The following is a 22,874-nucleotide window of genomic DNA, read 5'->3' as shown; positions in this document are numbered from 1 at the left end:
GGAAACTCCAGCCAGTCACTCCCTATGTTGCACTGCAGCCAAATGCTGCGCTGCAACTTCATCGGAGACTGACCATGGCCGAATCCGCAACGGGCGCCGTCGATGCCGCCCTACTGAACCCCGCCGACCAGGAGGAACGAACAGAGCCCGCGTGGGGTGCCGTGGTCTCCCTCGCCCTTGGCGTTTTCGGCCTCGTTACCGCTGAATTCCTGCCCGCCAGCCTGCTGACGCCGATGGCGCGCGATCTCGGCGTCACAGAGGGCGTGGCGGGACAGGCGGTGACGGCGACCGCGATCGTCGGCGCCATTGCCGCACCGACCATGGCGATCATCACAAGGCGCATGGACCGCAGGCTGGTGATGTGGATGCTGACGATGTTCCTGATCCTGTCCAATCTCCTGGCCACCTTTGCTTCATCCTTGCCCACGCTTCTGCTTGCCCGCGTCGTGCTTGGTGTCGCCCTGGGCGGCTTCTGGGCGATGTCGGCTGCCATGGCGCTGCGGCTGGTGCCGATGCGGCTGATGCCGCGCGCCATGTCGATCATCCTGACCGGCGTTTCGCTGGCCACCGTCACCGCGGCCCCCGTAGGCGCCTATGTCGGTGACATCTGGGGATGGCGCACCGCGTTCATGATCGCGACCATCGTCGGCGCGCTGGCGCTGCTGGTGCAGGTGGCGACCATCCCGAAGCTGCCGCCCGTGGGCGTGGCAAGCTTCCGCACCTTGATCGAGGTGCTGGAGCGCCCGTCGATCAGGGTTGCGCTGCTGGTCGTGCTGCTGGTCGCATCAGGGCACTTTGCCGGTTTCACCTATGTGCGCCCGTTCCTCGAAAAGGTGCCCGTGCTTGACATCGAGACGATCTCGCTGGTGCTGCTGGCCTACGGCATAGGCGGCTTCTTCGGCAATGTCGCCGGCGGCATCCTGGCCGAGCGCAATCTCAAGGCAGCGGTCGCGCTGGCACCCCTGCTGATTGCACTGGCCGCCGCCTCGATGCTGGTTCTTGGCGCCTCGCCGACCATTGCCGCGGTGTCGGTCGCGATCTGGGGCTTTGCCTTCGGCGCGGTGCCGGTCGGGCTGCAGAGTTGGCTGGTGCGGGCCGCTCCCGACCAGGCTGAAAGCGCCGGCGGCTTGATGGTGGCGACGTTCCAGGTGGCGATTGCATTGGGCGCCGTCTTTGGTGGCCTGCTGGTCGACCATGCCGGCGTCCCCAGCGCCTTCGCCTATTGCGGCGCGGCGACATTGCTGGCGGCCATCGTGGTGTTCCTGCGCGGTCCGAAGCGCGTGGAATAGTGCCGCCGAATTCCTGATTTATGAGCGGACCGAGAACCGTCACGGTCCTCGGTCCGCTGCCATTGTGATGGCTTATGCGACGGTTTCAGGCCGAGCGCCCGTCGAAGTCGAAGATCGACAAGGTCGACGGGTCGAGACCGGCGACACAGTTGAGGTTGATGTAGGCACTGCGTTCCCCGCCTTCGCGCACATCCTCGGCGAAAGGGTGGATGCCGCAGGTGCGGCAGAAGCGGTGCGCCATCGCGTGATTGCCGAACATGTAGGTGCCCAAATCATCACCCCAGGCCAGCACGGCCAAGGCCGCGTGCGGAATGGCGCACAGAAGCGCGCCCTTGCGCGAGCAGATCGAACAATTGCACCGCACGGCCCCGGTCAGCTCCGCCTCGAATTCGAAGGCGACCTTGCCGCAGTGACAGCTGCCTTTGTAGAGCATCGTTTCTTCCTTGCGTCCGGCAGGGGTGCAAAACCACCTGCGCCGGGTTAAGTCTTGGCATTCCATGCGCTTGCCCAAGGACGTTCGAGGCGTCCGGAGTCCGACACCGAAAATGCAGTCAGCCCGCGATCATCTGGAAATCATCCTGGCGCGCCTTGCCGCTCGTGCCGGTGAGGAACGCGTGTTCACCAAGCTCTACGCCGAAGTGGCGCGGGCGGCAGCCGATGCCAGTGATGCCCGCAAACGGGCAGACGTGACACTTGGACCGCTCGACGGCACCATCGTCTCGGTCAAGGATCTGTTCGATGTCGCCGGCGAACCAACCACGGCCGGCTCGCTGATGCGCAAAACTGCCACGCCCGCGCTACGCGATGCCGCCATCGTCAGCCGGCTCCGGCAAGCCGGCGCGGTGATCATCGGCAAGACCAACATGACCGAATTCGCCTTCACCGCGATCGGCGACAACATGCACTACGGCACGCCAGGCAATGCCGTCGATGCCAGCCGCATTCCCGGCGGTTCGTCCTCGGGTGCCGGCGTTTCCGTCGGCGAGGCGACGAGCGAAATATCGATCGGCTCCGACACCGGCGGCTCGGTGCGCATACCAGCGTCGCTAAACGGCATCGTCGGCTTCAAGCCGACGGCGCGGCGCGTGCCGCTGACCGGTGCCTTTCCGCTGTCAGGCACGTTGGACTCGATCGGGCCGCTCGCTCGAACGGTAGCCCAGTGTGCCGCTGCCGATGCCGTGATGGCCGGCAATGTGCCGGCCGATCTGGCGCCGATCCCGGTTTCAGGCCTTCGCATCGGCATTCCGCGCGGCATTCTTTTCGGAGACGCGGAAAGCGGGGTGACCGCGGCGTTCGAGCATTGTCTCGGCAAGATCGAACAGGCAGATGCGCGCCTGGCTGACATGTCGATAGACGATCTGCTTGGAGAGATGCGCGCGGCGACCAAGCGTGGCTCGATCGCTGCGATGGAAGGGGCTGAAATCCATGCCGACTGGCTGGCGACGGGAGCATCGGTGCCGGTCGACCCGCATGTCAGCGGGCCTTTGTCGCGGGCAGCCGCCATACCGACGCCGGTCTACATCAGGGCCTTGCGCCGCCGCGCTGCGCTGGCCGCCGCCATGGACGAGCGGCTGACATCGGTCGATGTGCTGGCCTTGCCGACGACGCCGGTGACGGCGCCGAGCATCGTATCGATGGCCGAGAATGCCGAGCTGCGCGATCACATAGAGGGCCTGCTGCTGCGCAACACGCAGGTTGCCAACCAGTTCGACCTCTGCGCGATCTCGCTGCCGATGCCGGGCATGACGCTACCCGCGGGGCTGATGCTGGTGGCGCGCAATGGCCATGATCGCCGTCTTTTGCGGATTGCCGCTGAAGTGGAGAGGCTGCTGGGCGGATGATCGGCAGTCGACCGCTGATGGTGGATCAGTGCGACGAACAGTGCTTGCGTTCACTATCCTTGGCGGTGCGCACGATGCGGGTCGCGACCAGCCAGGGCAGGCTGTAGTCCTTGCCGGTGATGGTTTGGGTGCGATGCTCGATCGAACCCCTGACCACGATCTTTCCGCTGTAGAGCATGTCGGACTGGTCCGTTATCGCCTTGTCGGCCTGCGGCAATCCGCTGGTGTCGATCGATACTCCCTTGATGATCGTGCCGGTGGCAAGGTCGAGCGCGCTGTTCGACGGGCAGGGCGCCTTGAAGCAGCGAAGCCCGTTGTCGCAATAGACATAACTGCTTTCGCCTGCGGCGAGTGCCGGCACAGCGAAGATCGACGAAGCTACAACAGTCAGAAATGCGAGGCGAAAACCGGACATGGTTGCAACGTCGCGGAGAATTGGGGCGAAACCGCGATGCGCTATATGTCGAGCGGAAAGCGCCGCCGGTAGTGATCGACCACTTCCGGATTGCGCAGGTTGACCGGCAGTTTGCCAGCCAGCACCAGCAGGGCTTCGCCCGCGGCGCCGACGCCCATGCGCATCATCGATTCCTCGGTAATCCCTGCCATATGTGGGGTGATGATGACGTTGTCGAAGCCGAAATAGGGATGATTTGACGGCAGCGGCTGCGTCGAGAAAACGTCGAGCGCGGCACCGCCGATACGGCGCTTCTGCAAGGCCTCGATCAACGCGTCGTCATCGACGACCGGGCCTCGCGACACGTTGATCAACAGCGCATTGGGTTTCATGCGGGCGATGCGCTCTCGGCTGATCAGGCCGCGCGTCTCCGGCGTCAGCGGGCAGCAGAGCACGATGATATCGCTCTGCTCGACCAGCGCGTCGATCGACAGGAATCCGACCTTTTCCGGTGCCGGCTGCATGCTGCGCGTCGTGGCCACCACTTTCAAGTCGAAGCCGTGCGCTGCGATATGGCCGACAGCCTGGCCGACGGCGCCAAGGCCGACGATGCCGATGGTCTTGCCGCCGAGTTCGACGTTGGCGTTGGCATGCTCGCGTCCGGCGAGCCAGCCTTTGGCGCGCAGGTCGCGGTCGACCCTGCGGAATTGCCGAAGCAGGGCAAGTGCAGTGAACATGACGTGTTCGGCAACCGAGCGCGCATTGACCGCCGGCACATTGGCCACCAGCACGCCGGCGGCGGCCGCCGCCTCCATCGGGATCATGTCGAGCCCGGCGCCATGGCGGATGGCCGCCCTCAGCTTCCAGGCACCCTCGAACAGCGCCGGCGGCAGCGGTGCACGCACGATGACAATGTCGGCGTCCTTCGCCTCCCTGGCCAAGGTGCCGGCATCGAGCGCCGATGCGATCACAAGCTGGCCGGCGCCCGCCAGTTTGGCCGCGGCGCGCGGGTGCAGCGGATGGGTCGACAGGATCTTTGGCTGGGCCACGGTCAGACCTTTTCGAGCGCAGGGCTCGGCGGAATAGCCGCCATGCCGCCTTCGATCAGGCCCTTCCAGTAGCTTTCGGCACCCTGCAGATGTGCGCTCATCAGCGCCTGGGCGAGGTTGCCGTCGCGGCGCAGCAGCGCCTCGTAGATCTGCACGTGCTCGGCATGCGAACGCACGCTGCGTTCGGGATCGTTGAAATAGATCGGCAGGCGCTGCTCGCCCATCAGATAGTAGACGCTGCAGATGTTGTGGAAGACGCTGTTCTTGGTGGCGCGCACGATCTCAAGGTGGAATTCGCGATCCTCCTTGGCAAGGCCCTCGCCGGCGGCGATGCGCTCCTCGGAAGCCCTGAGGATTTCCCGCAGGCGTTCGAAATTCTCCTCGGTGGCACGCGAACAGGCAAGCTCGGCGGCCTTGATCTCGTGGATCTTGCGCAACTCGACAGTCTCGTAAATCTGCAGCGGATCGAGTGGCAGCCCGGCGCGGGCAAACAGCGCCAGCGCCTCGACGCTCGCCTGCTTGGTGTCGATGTAGATGCCGGACTTGGCACGGCGTTCGACGATCCGCATGGCTTCGAGGATGGCGAGCGCTTCGCGGATCTGGCCCCGGCTGACGCCGAAATGCTCCGCCAGCTCACGTTCCGACGGTGTCCGGCCGGTCTCCTTGTCCGAGTGGGAGAACAGATAGGCGGCGAGTTCCGCGAGGAGGTTCTTTTCTTTCATCGTCAATTGCGTTGCGCGTGCGCCTCCAGGAACCGCTCCGAAATGGTGAATCCCAGACCCGGCTTTTCGGGGATCGCTATCATACCGTCCCTTGCTTCGACAGTCTCTTCGATCAGATCGTGGATCATCGGGTTGGCGCCGAGCGAATATTCGACCGTGAAACTCGCCGGCGAGGCGGCGCAGACATGCAGCCCGGCAAAGAAGCAGGGGGCGCCGGCCCACAGATGCGGCGCAAAGCGCAGGTTGAAGGCGCTGGCGATGGTGCCGATCTTCATCGCCTCGCTGATGCCGCCGCAGAAGGCGGGATCCGGCTGGAAGATGTCGGCGGCCTTGAGCACGGCGAGGTCGCGGAAGGCATAGCGCGTCGCCTCGCTTTCGCCGGTGGCGATGGGGACGGCGCCCGAGGCGCGCACTTCAGCCATGCCCGGCTTGTCATCGGCAATGATCGGCTCTTCGAACCAGGCGAGATCGAGGTCGTTGACGAGATGGATGAAGCGCTTTGCTTCGGCGACCGTATAGGTGCCGTGGGCGTCGACCATCAGTTCGACATCGGGACCGAGCGCCTGGCGCGCGGCGCGGACACGCGCGGCGGAAATGTGCGCGGCGCCATCCATGGCGCCGACCCGCATCTTCAGCGCCTTGAAGCCGCCCCGGGCGATATAGGACTTCAATTGCTCGCCGATGGCATCGGCGGCAGCCCAGCCGCCCGAGGCATAGGCCTGCATGCGGTCGGCCTTGCGGCCGCCCAGCAGCCGCCAGACCGGGACGCCCAGCGATTTGCCCAGAATATCCCAGAGCGCAATGTCGACGGCGCTGATGGCGGCGACACTCATGCCGCGCCGCGCCAGCTGCGGCATGGCATGGCCGGTGCGCGCGGCGCTGTCGTGGCGCACGCCGTTGTAGAGCATTTCCCAAATGACGCCGATATCGGTCGGATCGCGGCCGATCAGTTGCGGCCCAACCTCATGGTTCAACATATGGACAAGGGCGCCGTAACTGCCGGCGCTGCCGGCGGCGTTCTTGCCTTCGCCCCAGCCGACCAGCCCATCATCGGTTTCGATGCGCAGGATGGCGGCGTCGAAGGTCGTGACCTGGCCGAAGTCGCTACGGTGTTGCCGAGCGGCTTCGATCGGGATGCGGACCCACCAGGCTTGGACGGTCTTGATGCGCATATTTTTCCCCAGCCCTGCCGCCGGCCAGGGCGAAAGGGCAAAATCCCAAAGCAGTCGACTACTTGATCAGCGGCAGCAGCGTTTCGGCGGTGATGCGCATCTGGTCGGTGTAGAATTTTTCGGTGAGCACGCTGGAGCCGTGGTCCTGGATGAACTTCAGCTGTTCAGGCGAGATGTCGACCGGATGGCGCTCGACCATTTCGGGGTAGGGTGCCGCCGGCGTGCGGTCGACCGGGGCGACGAACTCGTTGGTCAGCGCGCCGTCGTAGCCGACTTCCTTCAAGGTGGCGACGATCCTGGGCCAGTCGATCTGGCCGAGGCCGGCGGCGAAGCGGTTGTTGTCGGCGACGTGGAAGTCGAACAGGCGCTTTCCGACCTGGCGGATAGCGTCGTGGACGTTAAATTCCTCCATGTGGATGTGATAAGCGTCGAGGCAGACGCCGCATTCGGGGCTGACCGCGTCGGCCAGCGCCAGCGCCTGGGCGCCACGGTTGAACAGATAGGTCTCGAAGCGGTTCAGCGGCTCGACCGCGATCTTGACGCCGACCTTCTTGGCGTGGGTGAAGCACTCGCGGGTCGCATCGACCACCCACTTCCATTCCTCTTCCTCGGTGCCGTCAGGCACCACCTTGCCGACGGTCGCGGGGACAAGCGTGATGATCTCGCCATCGAGTTCGCTGACCATGGTCAGCACGTCCTTGACATACTGCACCGAGCGCTCGCGCTGGCCCTGGTTCCTGGCGGCGAGGTTGCGTTCGCCCAGCATCAAGGTGACCGCGCCCCAGCAGCGGATGCCATGTTCCTTCAGCAGCGCCCGCGTCTCCTTGGTCTTGTACTGTTCGGGCTCGCCGGAAATCTCGATCGACTCATAGCCGAATTTCTTGATGCGCTTGAGCGTCGTCTCCAGAGGTTCCGCGCGCATCCAGTTGTGCGTCGAAAGATGCATGGTCCGTCCTTCCCAAAATTCGTTCGTATGGTTTGCCTGCGACATGCATCGCCGAAAGGCGACGCAAGGGTTCCTCCCCAAGGCATCCCCAGCCTTTTCCTTGCAAACTGGTTCGACCAATTGGGCCTCAAATGAGGTCTACAGCAAATTCCCCGGAACGGCAAGAAGCGCGGCATCGCAACTTTTCGTGCGGATTACTCTATTGATTACATTGCGATATATGCCATCATTTTGAGTAGCTGGAGGGCTTTGGCGGCGCATTGGGAGACTTGACCAAATTTGCTCATTTGGTAATACCAGAATGGCAGTGCCTGCAAAGCGCACGATGCGAGAAGACCAAAATGGCTGGCCCTGCTTCCAATCGGCGCTATGCTTGGTCGCGACAAATGAGGAGGATGCCGATGCCGACGACAATGAAGGGTCCTGGACTGTTTCTGGCGCAGTTCGCGGGTGATGCGGCGCCGTTCAATTCGCTGCCTTCGATCACCAAATGGGCCGCGGGTCTCGGTTACAAGGGCGTGCAGATCCCGACCTGGGACGCACGCCTGTTCGACCTCGAGAAAGCGGCGTCTTCCAAGGCCTATTGCGACGAGGTGAAGGGCATCTGCGCTGACGCCGGCGTCGAGATCACCGAACTGTCGACGCATCTGCAGGGGCAGCTGGTCGCGGTTCATCCAGCCTATGACGCGCAGATGGATGGCTTTGCGCCGCCGTCGGTGCACAATAATCCCGCAGCCCGGCAGAAGTGGGCTGTCGAACAGATGAAGTTCGGCGCCAAAGCATCGCGCAATCTGGGACTGAATGCTTCTGTGTCGTTTACCGGCTCGCTGGCTTTCCCTTACCTCTATCCGTTCCCGCAGCGGCCGGCTGGACTCATTGAGGAAGCGTTTGGCGAGCTAGGCAAACGCTGGAAGCCGATCCTCGACGTCTACGAGGACAATGGCGTCGATGTCGGCTACGAAATTCACCCCTCTGAGGACGTGTTCGACGGCGCCACTTTCGAAATGTTCCTCGACGCGGTCGGCGGCCACAAGCGCTGCAACATCAATTACGATCCGTCGCACTTCCTGCTGCAGCAGCTCGATTATCTCGAATTCATCGACATCTATCACGAGCGCATCAAGGCCTTCCACGTCAAGGACGCCGAGTTCAACCCGACCGGCCGGCAAGGCGTCTATTCCGGCTATCAGAGCTGGACCAACCGTGCCGGCCGCTTCCGTTCGCTCGGCGACGGGCAGGTGGATTTCGGCGGCATCTTCTCCAAGCTGACGCAGTACAATTATGATTCCTGGGCGGTGCTGGAATGGGAATGCTGCCTGAAGCATCCGGAAGACGGTGCTGCCGAAGGGGCGCCCTTCATCCAGCACCACATCATTCGGGTGACGGAGAAGGCATTCGACGATTTCGCCGCCGGCACCACCGACAAGAAGCTGTTGCGCGCCATGATGGGAATTTGACGCGGCTTCCCTCCATCGAGGGAATGATATTTCAGACATGAGGGAGAAAGACATGGTCGGCGCATCGAAGTCGGAGACGGGAGGCGGCCCGATCCGCTACGGCATGGTCGGCGGCGGGCAGGGCGCCTTCATCGGCGCGGTGCACCGGATCGCGGCGCGCTTGGACAATGATTTCGTGCTGGTTGCCGGTGCGCTGTCGTCCGACCCGGCGCGTGCCCAGGCCTCGGCGGCCGAACTCGGGCTCGATCCCGATCGCAGCTATGCCTCCTATGCCGAGATGGCCAAGGCCGAGGCCAAACGTCCGGACGGTATCGAGGCGGTGGCCATCGTGACGCCCAACAATGTGCATGTGCCGGCAGCCAAGGCGTTTCTCGAGGCGGGCATCCACGTCATCTGCGACAAGCCGCTGGCGACGACGCTGGCCGAGGCGAAGAAGCTCGCGGCGATCGTCGAGAAGACCGGCAAGGTGTTCGTGCTCACCCACAATTACACCGCCTATCCGATGGTGCGGCAGGCACGCGAGATGGTGGCCAAGGGCGTGCTCGGCGACATCCGCATCGTGCAGTCCGAATATCCGCAGGACTGGCTGACCGAGGATCTCGCCGCCACCGGCCAGAAACAGGCATCATGGCGCGGCGATCCGAAGCAGGCGGGTGCGGGCGGTGCGCTGGGCGACATCGGCACGCATGCCTACAATCTCGCCCGCTTCGTCTCCGGATTGGAACTTGATTCGCTCTCTGCCGATCTCGACGCCTTCGTGCCGGGGCGGCTGCTCGACGACAATGTCAACGTCATGCTGCGCTTCAAGCCCGCCGGCAAGACGCATCCGGCCAAGGGCATGATCTGGGCAAGCCAGGTGGCGCCCGGACATGAGAACGGGCTGAAGTTGCGCATCTATGGCTCGAAGGGCGGGCTGGAATGGGTGCAGGCCGATCCGAACTATCTCTGGTACACGCCGTTCGGGCAGCCGAAGCAATTGATCACCCGCAACGGTGCCGGCGCGCTGCCGGTGGCGGGCCGTGTCAGCCGCGTTCCTTCCGGCCATCCCGAAGGCTATCTGGAAGGTTTCGCCAACATTTACCAGGAAGCCGCACGCGCCATCCGGGCAGCGCGCAGGAAGGGCGGCAAACCGGCAAAGGATGTCGTCTTCCCAACGATCGCCGACGGCGTCGAGGGCATGGCCTTCATCGAGGCCTGTGTGAAGTCGTCGAAGAAGAATGGGGCGTGGACGAAGCTGTAGGCGCGCGCCTTCCCTTGGGGAGACGGTGGCCGCGAAGCGGCCGGATGAGGGAGCATGGCGCGAAGCTGGCGGAACAGCCAGTGCGCCGTAAAATGGGGAGGGGAGTCGATGAAAATCGGCATGTGCATGTTCTTGTGGACGACGGCGGTGTCTAAGAAGCACGAGCCGCTGCTACGCGACATCAAGGCGACCGGCTTCGATGGTGTCGAGATACCGATCTTCGCCGGCACCCCCGACGACTACAGGAAATTGGGCGACCTGCTCGATCGCATCGGGCTGGAGCGGACCGCCGTTTCGGCAATGGGCGATCCGGCGATGAACCTGATCTCGGCAGATGCGGCCACGCGCAAGGCCGGTATCGATTACATGAAATGGGCTGTCGATTGCGCCGAGGCGCTTGGCGCCCGCACGCTGAGCGGCCCGCTGCATTCGACGCTCGGCGCCTTTTCCGGTTCCGGGCCGACAGCCGCCGAGAAGAAACGCTCGATCGCCTCGCAACGCGCCATCGGCGACCATGCCGGCAAGCGGAACGTCACCATCGGGCTCGAGGCGCTGAACCGCTTCGAATGCTATCTTCTCAACACGATGGCCGACCTGTCGGAGCATATCGACGCCATCGGCCGGCCGCATATCAAGGCGATGTACGACACATTCCACGCCAATATCGAAGAGGCCGATCCGATCGGCGCCTACACGAAGCACCGCCGCAATATCGTGCACATCCATATTTCGGAAAACGATCGCGGCGTGCCGGGACGCGGCAACATTCCGTGGAAAGAGACGTTCGCAGCGATCCGCAAGAGCGGTTACGACGACTGGCTGACGATCGAAGCTTTCGGCCGCTCGCTTAAGGAACTGGCGGCGGCGACCAAGGTGTGGCGCGATTTTTCGGAGAGCCCGGAAGCGGTTTATCGGGATGGGTATAAGCATATCAAGGATGGGTGGAGAGGGGCGGCTTAGGTAACAATGCCGCCGTCCAACGAACGCCGCGTTCCTTCACACCCCCCTCTGTCCTGCCGGACATCTCCCCCGCAAGGGGGGAGATCGGATGTTGTGCTGGCTTTCGCCAGTCTCCAGTGTTGCAATGGAGGCGCCACCTGTGAAACTGCCAATCTCCCCTCCTTGCGGGGGAGATGGCCGGCAGGCCAGAGGGGGGTGCTGTCCCGCCGACGTCTCGCCTCATTCTGGAAGATGCCTACTCCTGTTCAGCCTGGATCCTGTTGTAATCGTGGATCGTCCGGCTGAGCCTGCGGCGCAGGAAGTTGGAGATGTTGTCGAAGATGAAGACGACCACCAGCGTCAGCAGAACCATGTAGAAGACGTTGGCCCAGTTGGAGTTGGTGCGCATCGCTTCCCACAATTTCAGGCCGATGCCGCCGGCGCCGACTGCGCCGATGATGGTAGCGCCGCGGGTGTTGGATTCCCACTGGTAGAGCGTCTGGCTGATGAACACGGGCACCACTTCCGGTATCACGCCGTAGCGCTGCACCAGAAGGCCGTTGGCGCCGGTCGAGACAACGCCCTCGCGCGGCTTGTCGTCGATGTTCTCCAACGCCTCGGAATAGGTTTTGCCGAGCGTGCCGATCTCGGTGAAGAAGATCGCCGCGCTGCCGGCCAGTGGCCCTGGCCCGAAGGCGCGGGTGAAGAACAATGCCCAGATCAGCATGTCGACCGAGCGCATGAAGTCGAAGAAGCGCTTGAGCACTTGGCTCAGCAATCCGCTCGGCGTGATATTGCGGGCGGCGAAGAATGCCAGCGGAAAGGCGACGATGCCCCCGAGCAGCGTGCCGAGAAACGCCATGACGATGGTCTGCAGCAGCTTCGTCCAGACGTCGCCGTGCTGCCATTGGGCGTTGTTCCAGATGTTGTCGCCGGCAAGCGCGAGGTTCGAGGTGCCGGGTTTCAGCTGCGGCCCGGACACGATCAGCGAGACCACGTCTCCCGCCGATTTGCCGAAGAAGGGCGAGCGGGTGTCGAAGACGAAATTCGCCCAGCCGAGGAAGCGCTTGCGCACTTTGACGCGGTCGACGGTGACGCGCACCTCGCCGGCGAAGCCCATCTTGGCGACCACTTCATCGTCATGCGCGGTGATCCAGTCCGGCACCGGGCCTGAGATAACCGGCTTGCCGCTGGTCAGCGTGACAGGCACGGTCTGGCCGTTGGCCATGATCGTCGCCTGCGCCTTGTCGAAAGTGACGGATTTAGCCGGCCCGTCGATCTGCACGGTGAACGTGCCGTCCGGGTTCCTGATCACCCAGTCGGGGTTCGGCTTCTCGCCAAGCGCGGAGAAGCGCGGATATTTTGGCGTGATCTCGGGTTGGTCGAGGCGAAACTCCGGCTGCAGATCGTAGCTGACCCACTGCGACAGGAACAGCGGCAGGCGCTCCCAGTGCGATTCCCGCAGCACCTGCGGCAGGCTGAAGAACCACATCGCATAGGCGAGGTAGAGCACCGTGCCCAGAAGCAGGAACAGCGGACCGAAGCGCTTGTAGGCCGGCCGCCGGAACACCTGCGGAAAGCGGTCCTCGATCGCGCTGATTTCGTCTGACGTCATGGTCGCCATGATTCATCTTTTTGTTTGACCATGATCTCTTCCGAAAACCGGCCTCCACTTTTCGGTACCATGGTCTAAGCCCCCATCACGAAGGCCTGCTCGCCGACGAGCTTGCGGCGCAGCCAGGCTGAGAACTGGTCGACGATGAAGATGGTGGTGAACAGGAGCAGCACCAGGGCCAGCGTCTTGGCGCCGAAGCCGCGCGAGATGGAGAGCTTGAGCTCCTCGCCAATGCCGCCGCCGCCGACCGCACCCATGATGGTGGAGATGCGAACGTTGATCTCGATCCGCAGCAGCGTGTAGGACATGAAGTTCGGCAGAACCTGCGGCAGGCCGGCAAAGCGAACCCGCTCGAACCAGTTGGCGCCAACCGCCCGCAGGCCTTCCTCGGCCCGCATGTCGATGTTCTCATTGATCTCGTAGAAAAGCTTGCCCAGCGCGCCGATCGAATGCAGGCCGATGGCGATGATGGCGGCGACCGGGCCGATCGAGACGATGGCCGCGAACAGGCCGGCGATGACGATCTCGGGGAAGGCGCGCAGCAGCTCCATGAAGCGCTTGACGACCAGCCGCAGCAAGGGGTGCGGCGTCAGGTTGCGCGCGGCGATGAAGGAGAATGGCACGGCGAAGACGAAACCGATGAAGGTGGAGACCAGCGCCACGTTCACCGTGGTCAGCATCAGCTCGAAATATTCGGGGATGTAGAAACCGCCCCAGACATAGACGCGGCCAAGCGGGAAGTTGAATTCCTGGGTGCCGGTATCATGCGGCGAGGCGATGTCGAACAAAGCCCGCCAGACGTCATTCCAGTCCTTGGGGACGAGCCAGCTCAGGAAATCCAGGATGTGCGGCAGCCGGTCGAAGAAATGGCCGGCATTGGCTTCGTCGGCGAACCACATGCTGGCGAGCATGGCGACAAGCAGCAGCGCGACGCCGAGGGCGGTATAGAACCGGCGCAACGACGTCTGCCGTCGCCAGGCATCGGCCATCTGGTGGGTAACGCCAGAAGAGGGGGCTGTCACGGAAAGGGTCATGATCGGAGATGCAAAAAGGGCGGCGTTTTCAGCGCCGCCCTTTCCGATTTCGCCGTTAGCCGCCGATGGCTGCCTTACGGGCTTCGACGATGACGTTGTAGAAGTCCGCCTTCACCGGAACGTAGCCGGTAAAATCGCCGCCTTCCACGCCTTCGAAGCAAGCCTTGTCCTTCTTGGGCAGGTCGGTGAAGAAGGCGGTCAGCTTGGCGGTCATGTCGTCGCCAAGCGCGGTGCGCACGACGAGCGGGCCGTTCGGAATCAGGCCCGAGCGCCAGACTTCGACGAAGTCGTTGGGGTCGACGGCGCCCTTGGCGACTTCCTTGTGGAAGGTGCCCGAAGTGTAGCCGTTCTTGAAGTCGCCGATGCCCGAGGAATCGTCCACGGCGACGTCGACCTTGCCGTCACGCACGGCCAGGACGTTGTTCTCGTGGCCGCCGTTGAACTGGGTCGAAGCGAAGAAGGTCTCGTTCGAAGCGCCGGTGTCCTTCGGGATCTGGGTCAGCGGGATCAGGTAGCCCGAGGTCGAATCCGGATCGGCGTAGCCGAGCTTCTTGCCCTTGGCCGATTTGATGTCGGTGATACCGGAGGACTTGAGTGCCAGGCCGATCGAATAATAGCCGGTGGCGCCGTCGGTCTGCTGGGTGGTGAGGATCGGGGTAACGGCCTTCGGGTCCTTCAGCGCGACGCTGGCGTAGCCGGAAGCGCCGAGTTCGGCGAAATCGAGCGTACCGCCGAGCAGGCCCTGGATGACGCCGTCATAGTCGGCGGCCGGGAACAGCGAGACCTTTTCGAAGCCGAATTCGGCCTTCAAATGGTCGGCCAGGCACTGGTAGTTGCGCAGCCGGTCGGTTTCGTTCTCGCCACCGAGAATGCCGACGCGGAATTCCTTCATATCGGCGGCGTGGGCCATGCTGGTGGCCATGGCGAGCACCGAAACGGCGCTGAGAACCATCTTCCTGAACATTGATATCTCTCCTGTAGGTTCCGGCCCCGCGCCGGCAGCGTTATCGATTTTGACAGGTGCCCTTGACGCGGGCGGACGATCCGAGCCGCTCTTTCTTGAACTCAGTAAGCTGGGAATGCAGGTTCGAGCGGTCCGGCGGATGCGGCGATCTTTCGCTTGAAGGCAACGCTGGTGGAGGTGATGGCCTCCGAAATCTCGCCACCATTGCTGTCGGCGCCGTAGACGAGGCGGACGGCCTCGCGGTCGAGCTCTTCCGGCGCGCCATCGAAAACGACCTTGCCGGCGGCCATGCCGATGATGCGGTTGCAATAGGTGCGGGCGGTATCCAGCGTGTGGAGGTTGGTGACGACGGTGATGCCTTCGCGTAGATTGATGTCCTGCAGCGAATCCATCACCACCTTGGCATTGAGCGGGTCGAGCGAGGCGATCGGCTCGTCGGCGAGAATTACCCTGGGCTGCTGCATCATGGCGCGGGCGATGGCGACGCGCTGCTGCTGTCCGCCCGATAGCGTTCCGGCGGGCTGCAGTGCGGTGCGGGCGATGTCGAGCCGCTCAAGGGCGGCGACGGCCTCGGCGCATTCGGCGCGGGAGAACATGCCGAAAAGGTTCGATATCGTCGAACGGTGGTTCAGCTTGCCGAGCAGCACATTGGTGAGCACGTCGAGGCGCGGCACCAGGTTGAACTGCTGGAAGATCATGGCGCAGTCGCGCTGCCAGCGCCGCAGCGGCGAGCCGCGCAACTGGGAGACCTCGGCGCCGTCAAAAAAAATCGACCCCTGGCTGGGATCGATGAGACGGTTGATCATGCGAAGAAGGGTCGATTTGCCGGCGCCGGAACGGCCGATGACGCCGACCATCTGACCCTGCGGGATCGAGATGTTGATATCGCTGACAGCGGTGTTCTTGCCAAATCGTCGGGTGACGCCGCGGATTTCGAGCGTGGCTGAGGTTGCTGGCATGGGCAGGTTCCCGTCAGGACCATGTTGATCGTCAGGCTTCTCGCCTAACGCAGCCACATGAACCTGCCGTGTCGCCTTGATGTCAGTTTTGTTACGCTCCACAGGCGCTGCGTCATGCGCCCGTTTCCGCGCGATCAGCCGAGGACCAGCAATTCCTCGAAATGCTCCATGTCGCGGAAGCTGCAGAAGGCGGGCGGCTTGATCTCGATGACCGGCGCCCGGCGCGCGAAAAGCGCCAGGCAATCGTCGAACAGCGTCTGCCATGCGGCCGCCCTGTCGTCGGCAAGACGCTGGATCTGATAGGCGAGGGTGATGTGGAAGACGTAAGCGCCGTGATCGGGGTGCCGGTACCCGAACGGCACCGCCAGGGCATCGCGCCATTGACGCATGATGCGCACGTCGTTGTCGGTCGCGCCGACAACGGTGAGGCCGGTCGGCACGATTTCGACCACCCTGATGTTGAACGGGCCGAAGCCCCGAAAATCCTTCAGCCGTTGCAGATAGAGGCGGGTCATCGCCTCGATGCTGGTGTCGAGCGGCACATCCTGAGGCCAGTAGGGCAAGCGGCGGCGATATTCGATGATGCCCTGGAACAGCGTCATGTGCAGGCTGGAGACAGGGGTGAAGGCGAGCCGGTCGGCGTCGGGCATCGCCAGCATCTTCTCGCGCACCGCAAGCACCACGGCCTGCGACGGCGAGCCGCCGACCAGATGGCTGACAACGGTGTTGCCGGGCTCGATCAGGAAGCTGCCCGAGCTGTCGTAGCGCGTGCCGAGATGCGCCGGTGGGGTCGGGTTGGAGCCGGCAAAGAATCCGGCGAGCGAGGGGCTGATTGTGTCGGGCATTGCGATCTCCTTGGGGAGATGGCCTCGTGTCCGAGTCGTGTGTCAAGGATATGAACGAGTTCCCATGACGACGATGTGAGGAGCTATCCCTCGTATTTCTCCAGGAAGGCTTCGGCAGACAGTTCCCGGAAATCGTCGAGTGAGGCACGCAGCCGAGCGTGATCCCAATCCCACCAGGCGAGTGCCTGATAGCGTTCGGCCGTTCGGCGGTCAAAGCGCTCGCGGATCGGTTTTGCCGGCACGCCGGCGACGATCGTGTAGGGGGCGACATCTTTCGATACGACGGCTCCAGCGCCAACCGCCGCGCCATCGCCGACCGTTATGCCGGGCAGGACGGTCGAGCCATGGCCGAGCCAGGTGTCGTGGCCGATGGTGACGCGCTTGGCGCGACGCTCCGCGAAGAATTCGCTCTCGTGCTCGGCGTCGTCCCAATAGTCCGAGGCGCGGTAGGTGAAGTGGTGCAGCGTCGGCCGCCACGTCGGGTGGTTGGTGGCATTGAGGCGGACGCTCGCGGCGATGTTGGCAAACTTGCCGATCGTCGCGCACCAGACGGCGCAATCCTGCATCATGTAGGAATAGTCGCCGAGTTCGCTTTCCGAAACCCGGCTGCGGTCGGCGATCTCGGTCCAGCGGCCGAGCGTAGAATTGTGCACCTCCGCTGTCGGGTGAACCAGCGGCGTCTCCGACAATTTCCTGGTCATGCGGCGAGTTTTCCCGGAGCGAAAGCGGTGACGTCGATGATGCGGTCGGCCACCGCCTCGCGCACGTCGTGGTCGTGGAAGATGCCGAGCAGGGCGACGCCATCCGCCTTCTTGGCGGCGATGAGTTCGATCACCACGTCGCGGTTCCTCGCATCGAGCGAGGCGGTCGGCTCGTCGAGCAACAGGATCGGGTGTTCGGTGATGAAGCCGCGCGCGATGTTGACGCGCTGCTGCTCGCCGCCGGAGAAGGTCGCCGGCGGCAGCGCCCAGAGTTTCTCCGGCAGGTTGAGCTGTGCCAGCAGCGCGCGCGCCTTGCCTCTTGCCGCCTCACGGTCCTCACCGCGTTCGACCAGCGGCTCGGCAACCACATCCAGCGCCGAGACGCGTGGCACGGTGCGCAGGAACTGGCTGACATAGCCGATCGTCTGCCGGCGCACGGCAAGAACGGTGCGCGGACTGGCGTTGGCGAGATCGATCAGCGCGTCATCGTGCGTGACGATGATCTGGCCCTCGTCGACGGCATAATTGCCGTAGAGCATTTTCAGGATCGAGCTCTTGCCGGCACCGGACGGGCCGCCGAGCACCGTGCATTCGCCGGCCCTGATGGAGAACGAGACACCAGCGACGACCGGCAGTTTGATGCCGTCACGCAGGTGCATGGTGAAGCTCTTGGCAACGTCGGAGACAACGAGCGGCGTCGGCATCAGAGGGTTCTCCAGTCGTTCGTTTGCGGGCCAGCGCCCCCCTCTGGCCTGCCGGCCATCTCCCCCTCAAGGGGGGAGATCGAAAGCTTTTCGGCCTCGCACATTCTCCGACGTCGAAAATTGGCGAAAACGGAAGTGACAGCCAATCTCCCCCCTTGAGGGGGAGATGGCCGGCAGGCCAGAGGGGGGTGCCTTGGCGCCATCGTCACACCTGCAAAATCGAGGAAACGAGCAACTGGGTGTAGGGCGCGCGCGGATCGTCGAGCACGCGGTCGGTGAGGCCGCTTTCGACGACGCGGCCGTCCTTCATCACCATCATGCGCTGCGACAGGAGGCGCGCCACGGCGAGGTCGTGGGTGACGACGATGGCCGCGAGACCAAGATCGGTGACCAGCCCGCGCAGGAGGTCGAGCAGGCGGGCCTGGACCGAAACATCGAGGCCACCAGTTGGCTCGTCCATGAACACCAGCCGTGGTCCGGTGACGAGATTGCGGGCGATCTGCAGGCGCTGGCGCATGCCGCCGGAGAAAGCGCGCGGCTCGTCGTCGATGCGGTCTTGCTCGATCTCGACGCGCGACAGCCAGTCGACGGCGGTGGCGCGGATCTTGCCATAGTGGCGGTCGCCGACCGCCATCAATCGTTCGCCGACATTGGCGCCGGCAGACACCGTCATGCGCAGGCCGTCGGCCGGGTTCTGATGGACGAAGCCCCAGTCGGTGCGCATCAGGAAGCGGCGCTCGGCCTCGCTCATGCGGTAGAGCTCGCGGAACTGGCCGTCGCGCATGCGGTAGCTGGCGGTGCCGGACGAGGGCAGCAGCCGCGTCGACAGGCAGTTGAGCAGCGTCGTCTTGCCGGAGCCGGATTCGCCGACCACAGCCAGGACCTCGCCCGGCCAGAGTTCGAACGAAACATTGTCGCAGCCGACGCGTGAGCCGTAGAATTTGGAGAGCGCCGAGACGCGCAGCAGTGGTTCGTCGGTCATTGCGCTGGCTCCATTTTTTCCGAGACGGAATGGGTTTCCGGAGCAAGGTGGCCGCGATGGCCGTCGGCCCGCCGCTTCTCGCAATAATCGGTGTCGGAGCAGACGAACATGTGGCCGCCATGGTCGTCGAGAATGACCTCGTCGAGATAGACATTCTCGGCCGCGCACAGCGCGCAGGGCTGGTCGAAGGTCTGGACTTCGAACGGATGATCCTCGAAGTCCAGGCTGACGACCTCGGTGAACGGCGGCACCGCGTAGATGCGCTTCTCGCGGCCGGCGCCGAACAGTTGCAGCGCCGGCGAGCGGTGCATCTTGGGATTGTCGAATTTTGGCGTCGGCGAGGGGTCCATCACATAGCGGCCCTCGACCTTGACCGGATAGGCATAGGTAGTGGCGATGCGGCCGTGCTTGGCGATGTCCTCGTAGAGCTTCACATGCATGAGCCCGTATTCCTCCAGCGCATGCATCTTGCGCGTTTCAGTCTCGCGCGGTTCGAGGAAGCGCAGCGGTTCGGGGATCGGCACCTGATAGACCAGCACCTGGCCCGCCGTCAGTGGATGCTCGGGGATGCGGTGGCGGGTCTGGATGATGGTGGCGCTGGCGGTATCGGTCGTGACGGCGACATTGGCGACCTTCTTGAAGAAGGCGCGGATGGAGACCGCGTTGGTGGTGTCGTCGGCGCCCTGGTCGATGACCTTCAGCACATCGTCGGGGCCGATGATCGAGGCGGTGACCTGGACGCCGCCGGTGCCCCAGCCATAAGGCATCGGCATTTCGCGCGAGGCGAAGGGCACCTGGTAGCCGGGGATGGCGATGCCCTTGAGGATCGCCCGGCGGATCATCCTTTTGGTCTGCTCGTCGAGATAGGCGAAGTTGTAGGTGGCGATGTCGGTCGATTGCGTCGTCATTCCGCCGCCTTCTTCTTCTCGTCCTTCGTCATCGGATTTTCGCGTGCCTCATACTCGGCGCGCATACGGCGCACGAGGTCGAGTTCGGCCTGGAAGTCGACATAGTGCGGCAGCTTCAGATGCTCGACGAAGCCGGTCGCCTGGACATTGTCTGAATGCGAAATGACGAACTCCTCGTCCTGGGCGGCGGCAACGACGTCCTCGCCCAGTTCCGAGGCGCGCAGCGCGCGGTCGCAGAGCGCCATCGCCATCGCCTTGCGCTCGCTCTGGCCGAAGACCAGACCGTAGCCGCGGGTGAATTGCGGCGGAGCCTTGGCCGAGCCCTTGAACTGGTTGACCATCTGGCATTCGGTGACGCGCACGCTGCCGAGCGGCACCGCGAAAGGCAGTTCGGGCACATCGAGCTCCAGCTCGACCTCGCCGATGCGGATTTCGCCGACAAAGGGGTGGTTGCGGGCATAGCCGCGCTGGGTGGAATAGCCGAGCGCCAGCAGGAAACCCTCGTCGCCGCGGGACAGTGCCTGCAAGCGGATGTCGCGCGCCATCGGGAATTCCAGCGGCTCACGGGTGATGTCGCCGGGAACATGATCCTGCGGCATCTCGCCATCCGGCTCGATCAGCCCTTCGCGGGCGAGGATCGCCGAGACGCGCGGCATCGCCTGCGCCTCCGTCTCGCGCTGCAGCGGCTCCGCGACATCAGTGCCGGCGGCAAGGTCCGGGTCGAGCAGCCGGTGGGTATAGTCGAAGGTCGGTCCGAGCAGCTGGCCGCCTGGCAGATCCTTGTAGGTCGCCGACACGCGCCGCTCGACCCGCATGGCCCCGGTGTCGATCGGCTTCGAGTAGCCGAAGCGCGGCAGTGTGGTGCGATAGGCGCGCACCAGGAAGATCGCCTCGATCATGTCGCCGCGCGCCTGGACGATGGCGAGCGCGGCGAGTTCGCGGTCGTAGAGCGAACCCTCGCTCATCACCCGGTCGACGCCGAGCGCCAACTGCTCGACGATCTGTTCTAGGCGAAGCGCGGGCACCGAACGGTCGCCGCGCCGGCGATCGGCAAGCAGGCTGTGGGCATTGGCAATTGCGGCCTCGCCGCCTTTTACCGCGACATACATCCTAGGCCTCCATCGTCTTGATGCGCGTCGTGCGCGGCAGGCAGGCCACGCCTTCCGACGTGGCGAGGATGATGTCGACGCCGCGCGGAAAGCGCTGATTGTTTTGCTTCCACTGCTCGACAAAATGGCGCGGCATCTGCGCCGGTGCGATCGTCGCGCTGGTTTCGATGCCGGGGCCCTCAAGCAACAGCGGGGCGCCTGAAGCAAGATCGGCTACCTGCAGGATCAGGGTGGTCGAGCGGTCGGGATAGTCCTGCGTTCCCTGCGAAAAGCCGTCGATCGCCATCATCTCGGCGGGCGTGGCGATGAAGGCGAAATGCGCATCGGCTGGCGTGTTGGCCAGCGGTGCGCCGGTGTGGAAGCCGAGCCAGGAGCCGATCGCGGCGGAGGCGTGCAAGGCGGGGTCGAGCCAGAGCGGCGTGTCGTTGTCGCAGAGCGCCAGCGCGATGGCGCCGGCTGTTGCCGAGAGCGGTGCCGGCGGGCGGGCCAGGACCGGCAAGGGCTGCACGCTGCCCGGCCGCGCCATGGCGTCCATGATCGCCCGGAACACCGCTTGGGCGTTGAAGACCGGATCGGCGAAACCGCCTTCGATCGATTGCGCTGCGATCTCCATCAATCTTCTCCGCGAACCATGGTGAAGAAGTCCACCTTTGTTGCCGCCGTCTCGGCGCGGCGTTTCTCCTGGGCGGTGGCCAAGGCGGATTGCAGAGGCGCAATCAGCCGGGTCTCGACCTCGGCGCGGCGGGCAGGGTCCTGCCACAGCGCGTCGGCTATTGCCGCCAGCTTGGCCTTTTGCTTGTCGCGGCCAAGAGCGTAGCAATGGCCAACCTGTCCCGACGGCAGGCGGACGGTGGCACGGGTGACCGTTGCCTCACCGACATTGAAGGGCGCGCCGCCACCGCCGATGCGGCCGCGCAACGTCACCAGCCCGGTCTCGGGGCCACGCAGCAATTCAGCCTCCGAAGGCAGCCCGGCCTCGTTCCAGAGCCGGACGATGTCATCACCGCTGGATTGCGCCAGCGTTGCCATGGCGGCTTTGCGCCCCGCCTGGTCGCGGGCTTCTTGTCCTCGCATCAGCAGCATTCCTCTTTGCTAAATTTGTCTATTGATATAGACAACTATACAAATTATACATATTACCTAACGCGAGTCCATGACGGGTGCGTGACAAGTCATGAAGGCTGGGGCGACAGAAGCTGGGTGGGGCAAGTCATGATTGGGCAGATGGCGGCTGACGGCATCGAGCGGCGCAGCGGCGTTTCGCTGTGGCGGCAGATCGCCGACAAGATCCTGCACGCGATCGCCATCGGCGATTTCGCCGAGAATACGGCTCTACCGCCGGAGGTGGCGCTGGCCGAGCGCTATGGCGTCAACCGCCACACAGTGCGCAGCGCCATATCAGCCCTCGTCCAGGAAGGGGTGCTGCGGGCCGAGCAGGGGCGCGGCACCTTCGTGCTGTCGCGCAAGCGGCTGTCCTATCCGATCGGCGCGCGCACCCGCTTCTCGACAGGCCTGCAAGGGCAGACGTCGGAGCGGCACACCGTGCTGCTGGCTTCCTCGGTCGAGCCGGCCAACCAGCGCGTCGCCGAGGGTCTTGGCCTGGCCAGGGGCGCCGAGGTGATAAGGCTGGAGACGCGCGGCGAAGCGGATGGCCGGCCGGTGTCGCGCGCGGCCAGCTGGTTCGATGCCAGGCGCTTTGCCGGCATCGACAAGGCCATGGCGCAGACCGGCTCGATCACCGCGTCGCTGATGCATTTCGGCATCGACGATTATCTCCGGCAATCGACCGTGCTGTCGGCGCGCCACGCCGATGCGGGCGACCTTGCCGATCTCGGCCTGCAGCCGGGTGCCATAGTGCTGGTCACGGCCGCCGTCAACGTCACGCCTGACGGCCAGCCGATCCAGTTTTCCGAGACGCGTTTCTCGGCCGAGCGGGTGGAGCTTAAACTGTCGGCGCTGTAGGAAGTGCCGGCGTTATACGAGACCGTGATCATCTGGCTCACG

General features: G+C 64.2%; 24 protein-coding genes. 6 read left to right on the top strand and 18 right to left on the bottom strand.

The genetic code is table 11. The features are described 5' to 3' along the window. The first annotated feature begins 74 nt into the window (after positions 1-74). Complete coding sequence (locus tag LB577_RS16250; protein WP_224687455.1) at positions 75-1,289, top strand: MFS transporter; 1,215 nt, start codon at positions 75-77, stop codon at positions 1,287-1,289. Positions 1,290-1,374: 85 nt separating this feature from the next. Here the strand turns inward: LB577_RS16250 and LB577_RS16245 are convergent, their stop codons facing one another. Beyond that, the gene (locus LB577_RS16245) at positions 1,375-1,722 is read right to left on the bottom strand and encodes a GFA family protein (RefSeq protein ID WP_224687454.1); all 348 of its coding nucleotides are present in this window, start codon (positions 1,720-1,722) and stop codon (positions 1,375-1,377) included. Between the two features lie 112 nt (positions 1,723-1,834). Between LB577_RS16245 and LB577_RS16240 the strand changes: the two genes are divergently transcribed. Further along, a complete protein-coding gene (locus LB577_RS16240) occupies positions 1,835-3,130 on the top strand; it encodes an amidase (protein WP_224687453.1) in 1,296 nt (431 codons plus the stop codon). A gap of 25 nt (positions 3,131-3,155) precedes the next feature. Here the strand turns inward: LB577_RS16240 and LB577_RS16235 are convergent, their stop codons facing one another. Genes LB577_RS16235 through LB577_RS16215 form a run of 5 tightly spaced genes read right to left on the bottom strand, consistent with a single transcriptional unit; the run spans position 3,156 to position 7,413 of the window. After that, complete coding sequence (locus LB577_RS16235; RefSeq protein WP_224687452.1) at positions 3,156-3,545, bottom strand: hypothetical protein; 390 nt, start codon at positions 3,543-3,545, stop codon at positions 3,156-3,158. Positions 3,546-3,586: 41 nt separating this feature from the next. After that, positions 3,587-4,573 carry a hydroxyacid dehydrogenase gene (locus tag LB577_RS16230; protein ID WP_224687451.1) on the bottom strand — a complete coding sequence of 329 codons (987 nt, stop codon included), beginning with the start codon at positions 4,571-4,573 and terminating at the stop codon, positions 3,587-3,589. 2 nt (positions 4,574-4,575) lie between these two features. Then, positions 4,576-5,295, bottom strand: coding sequence for a FadR/GntR family transcriptional regulator (locus tag LB577_RS16225; protein ID WP_224687450.1), 720 nt, complete (start codon positions 5,293-5,295; stop codon positions 4,576-4,578). A gap of 2 nt (positions 5,296-5,297) precedes the next feature. Continuing rightward, entirely contained in the window at positions 5,298-6,467 is a 1,170-nt protein-coding gene (locus LB577_RS16220; protein WP_224687449.1) for a mandelate racemase/muconate lactonizing enzyme family protein, read from the bottom strand. A gap of 58 nt (positions 6,468-6,525) precedes the next feature. Further along, positions 6,526-7,413: a sugar phosphate isomerase/epimerase family protein gene (locus LB577_RS16215; RefSeq protein ID WP_013892917.1), complete on the bottom strand. Its 888-nt coding sequence runs from the start codon at positions 7,411-7,413 to the stop codon at positions 6,526-6,528. 401 nt (positions 7,414-7,814) lie between these two features. Here LB577_RS16215 and LB577_RS16210 point away from each other — a divergent pair, with 401 nt between their 5' ends. The 3 genes from LB577_RS16210 (at position 7,815) to LB577_RS16200 (ending at position 11,070) form a co-directional block, all read left to right on the top strand. Beyond that, positions 7,815-8,870, top strand: a complete 1,056-nt coding sequence (locus LB577_RS16210) for a sugar phosphate isomerase/epimerase family protein (RefSeq protein WP_013892918.1) — start codon at positions 7,815-7,817, stop codon at positions 8,868-8,870. 52 nt (positions 8,871-8,922) lie between these two features. Further along, the gene (locus LB577_RS16205) at positions 8,923-10,110 is read left to right on the top strand and encodes a Gfo/Idh/MocA family protein (protein WP_224687448.1); all 1,188 of its coding nucleotides are present in this window, start codon (positions 8,923-8,925) and stop codon (positions 10,108-10,110) included. Positions 10,111-10,218: 108 nt separating this feature from the next. Continuing rightward, the gene (locus LB577_RS16200) at positions 10,219-11,070 is read left to right on the top strand and encodes a sugar phosphate isomerase/epimerase family protein (protein WP_224687447.1); all 852 of its coding nucleotides are present in this window, start codon (positions 10,219-10,221) and stop codon (positions 11,068-11,070) included. 235 nt (positions 11,071-11,305) lie between these two features. Here the strand turns inward: LB577_RS16200 and phnE (LB577_RS16195) are convergent, their stop codons facing one another. From phnE (LB577_RS16195) to phnG, 12 genes are all read right to left on the bottom strand, one after another. Then, positions 11,306-12,673, bottom strand: coding sequence for a phosphonate ABC transporter, permease protein PhnE (gene phnE / locus LB577_RS16195; RefSeq protein ID WP_224687446.1), 1,368 nt, complete (start codon positions 12,671-12,673; stop codon positions 11,306-11,308). 65 nt (positions 12,674-12,738) lie between these two features. Further along, entirely contained in the window at positions 12,739-13,698 is a 960-nt protein-coding gene (phnE, locus tag LB577_RS16190) for a phosphonate ABC transporter, permease protein PhnE (RefSeq protein WP_224687445.1), read from the bottom strand. Between the two features lie 55 nt (positions 13,699-13,753). Further along, positions 13,754-14,662: a phosphonate ABC transporter substrate-binding protein gene (phnD, locus tag LB577_RS16185; protein ID WP_023763978.1), complete on the bottom strand. Its 909-nt coding sequence runs from the start codon at positions 14,660-14,662 to the stop codon at positions 13,754-13,756. A 101-nt stretch (positions 14,663-14,763) separates the two neighbouring features. Beyond that, entirely contained in the window at positions 14,764-15,621 is an 858-nt protein-coding gene (phnC, locus tag LB577_RS16180; RefSeq protein ID WP_013892924.1) for a phosphonate ABC transporter ATP-binding protein, read from the bottom strand. A 134-nt stretch (positions 15,622-15,755) separates the two neighbouring features. After that, positions 15,756-16,466 (bottom strand): DUF1868 domain-containing protein, encoded by a 711-nt coding sequence (locus LB577_RS16175; RefSeq protein WP_224687444.1) that lies wholly within the window; start codon positions 16,464-16,466, stop codon positions 15,756-15,758. A gap of 83 nt (positions 16,467-16,549) precedes the next feature. Continuing rightward, complete coding sequence (locus LB577_RS16170) at positions 16,550-17,167, bottom strand: DapH/DapD/GlmU-related protein (protein WP_023780599.1); 618 nt, start codon at positions 17,165-17,167, stop codon at positions 16,550-16,552. Then, positions 17,164-17,871, bottom strand: a complete 708-nt coding sequence (phnL, locus tag LB577_RS16165; protein ID WP_224687443.1) for a phosphonate C-P lyase system protein PhnL — start codon at positions 17,869-17,871, stop codon at positions 17,164-17,166. Before phnL ends, LB577_RS16170 begins: the two co-directional genes overlap by 4 nt. Positions 17,872-18,076: 205 nt before the next feature. Continuing rightward, complete coding sequence (gene phnK / locus LB577_RS16160) at positions 18,077-18,853, bottom strand: phosphonate C-P lyase system protein PhnK (RefSeq protein WP_027060275.1); 777 nt, start codon at positions 18,851-18,853, stop codon at positions 18,077-18,079. After that, positions 18,850-19,761, bottom strand: a complete 912-nt coding sequence (locus LB577_RS16155; protein WP_023763984.1) for an alpha-D-ribose 1-methylphosphonate 5-phosphate C-P-lyase PhnJ — start codon at positions 19,759-19,761, stop codon at positions 18,850-18,852. Before LB577_RS16155 ends, phnK begins: the two co-directional genes overlap by 4 nt. Further along, positions 19,758-20,870, bottom strand: a complete 1,113-nt coding sequence (locus LB577_RS16150; RefSeq protein WP_224687442.1) for a carbon-phosphorus lyase complex subunit PhnI — start codon at positions 20,868-20,870, stop codon at positions 19,758-19,760. Before LB577_RS16150 ends, LB577_RS16155 begins: the two co-directional genes overlap by 4 nt. A 1-nt stretch (position 20,871) precedes the next feature. Further along, positions 20,872-21,483, bottom strand: coding sequence for a phosphonate C-P lyase system protein PhnH (gene phnH / locus LB577_RS16145; RefSeq protein WP_224687441.1), 612 nt, complete (start codon positions 21,481-21,483; stop codon positions 20,872-20,874). Further along, a complete protein-coding gene (phnG, locus tag LB577_RS16140; protein ID WP_023763987.1) occupies positions 21,483-21,944 on the bottom strand; it encodes a phosphonate C-P lyase system protein PhnG in 462 nt (153 codons plus the stop codon). Before phnG ends, phnH begins: the two co-directional genes overlap by 1 nt. A gap of 138 nt (positions 21,945-22,082) precedes the next feature. Between phnG and phnF the strand changes: the two genes are divergently transcribed. Continuing rightward, positions 22,083-22,832: a phosphonate metabolism transcriptional regulator PhnF gene (phnF, locus tag LB577_RS16135; RefSeq protein WP_224687440.1), complete on the top strand. Its 750-nt coding sequence runs from the start codon at positions 22,083-22,085 to the stop codon at positions 22,830-22,832. Positions 22,833-22,874 lie beyond the last annotated feature (42 nt).

The sequence above is a fragment of the Mesorhizobium sp. B283B1A genome, from assembly GCF_020165735.1.
In the GTDB taxonomy this organism is placed as follows: domain Bacteria; phylum Pseudomonadota; class Alphaproteobacteria; order Rhizobiales; family Rhizobiaceae; genus Mesorhizobium; species Mesorhizobium opportunistum.
The sequence above is the reverse complement of the archived record's forward strand: the minus strand, read 5'-3'. Positions and strand labels throughout refer to the sequence as shown.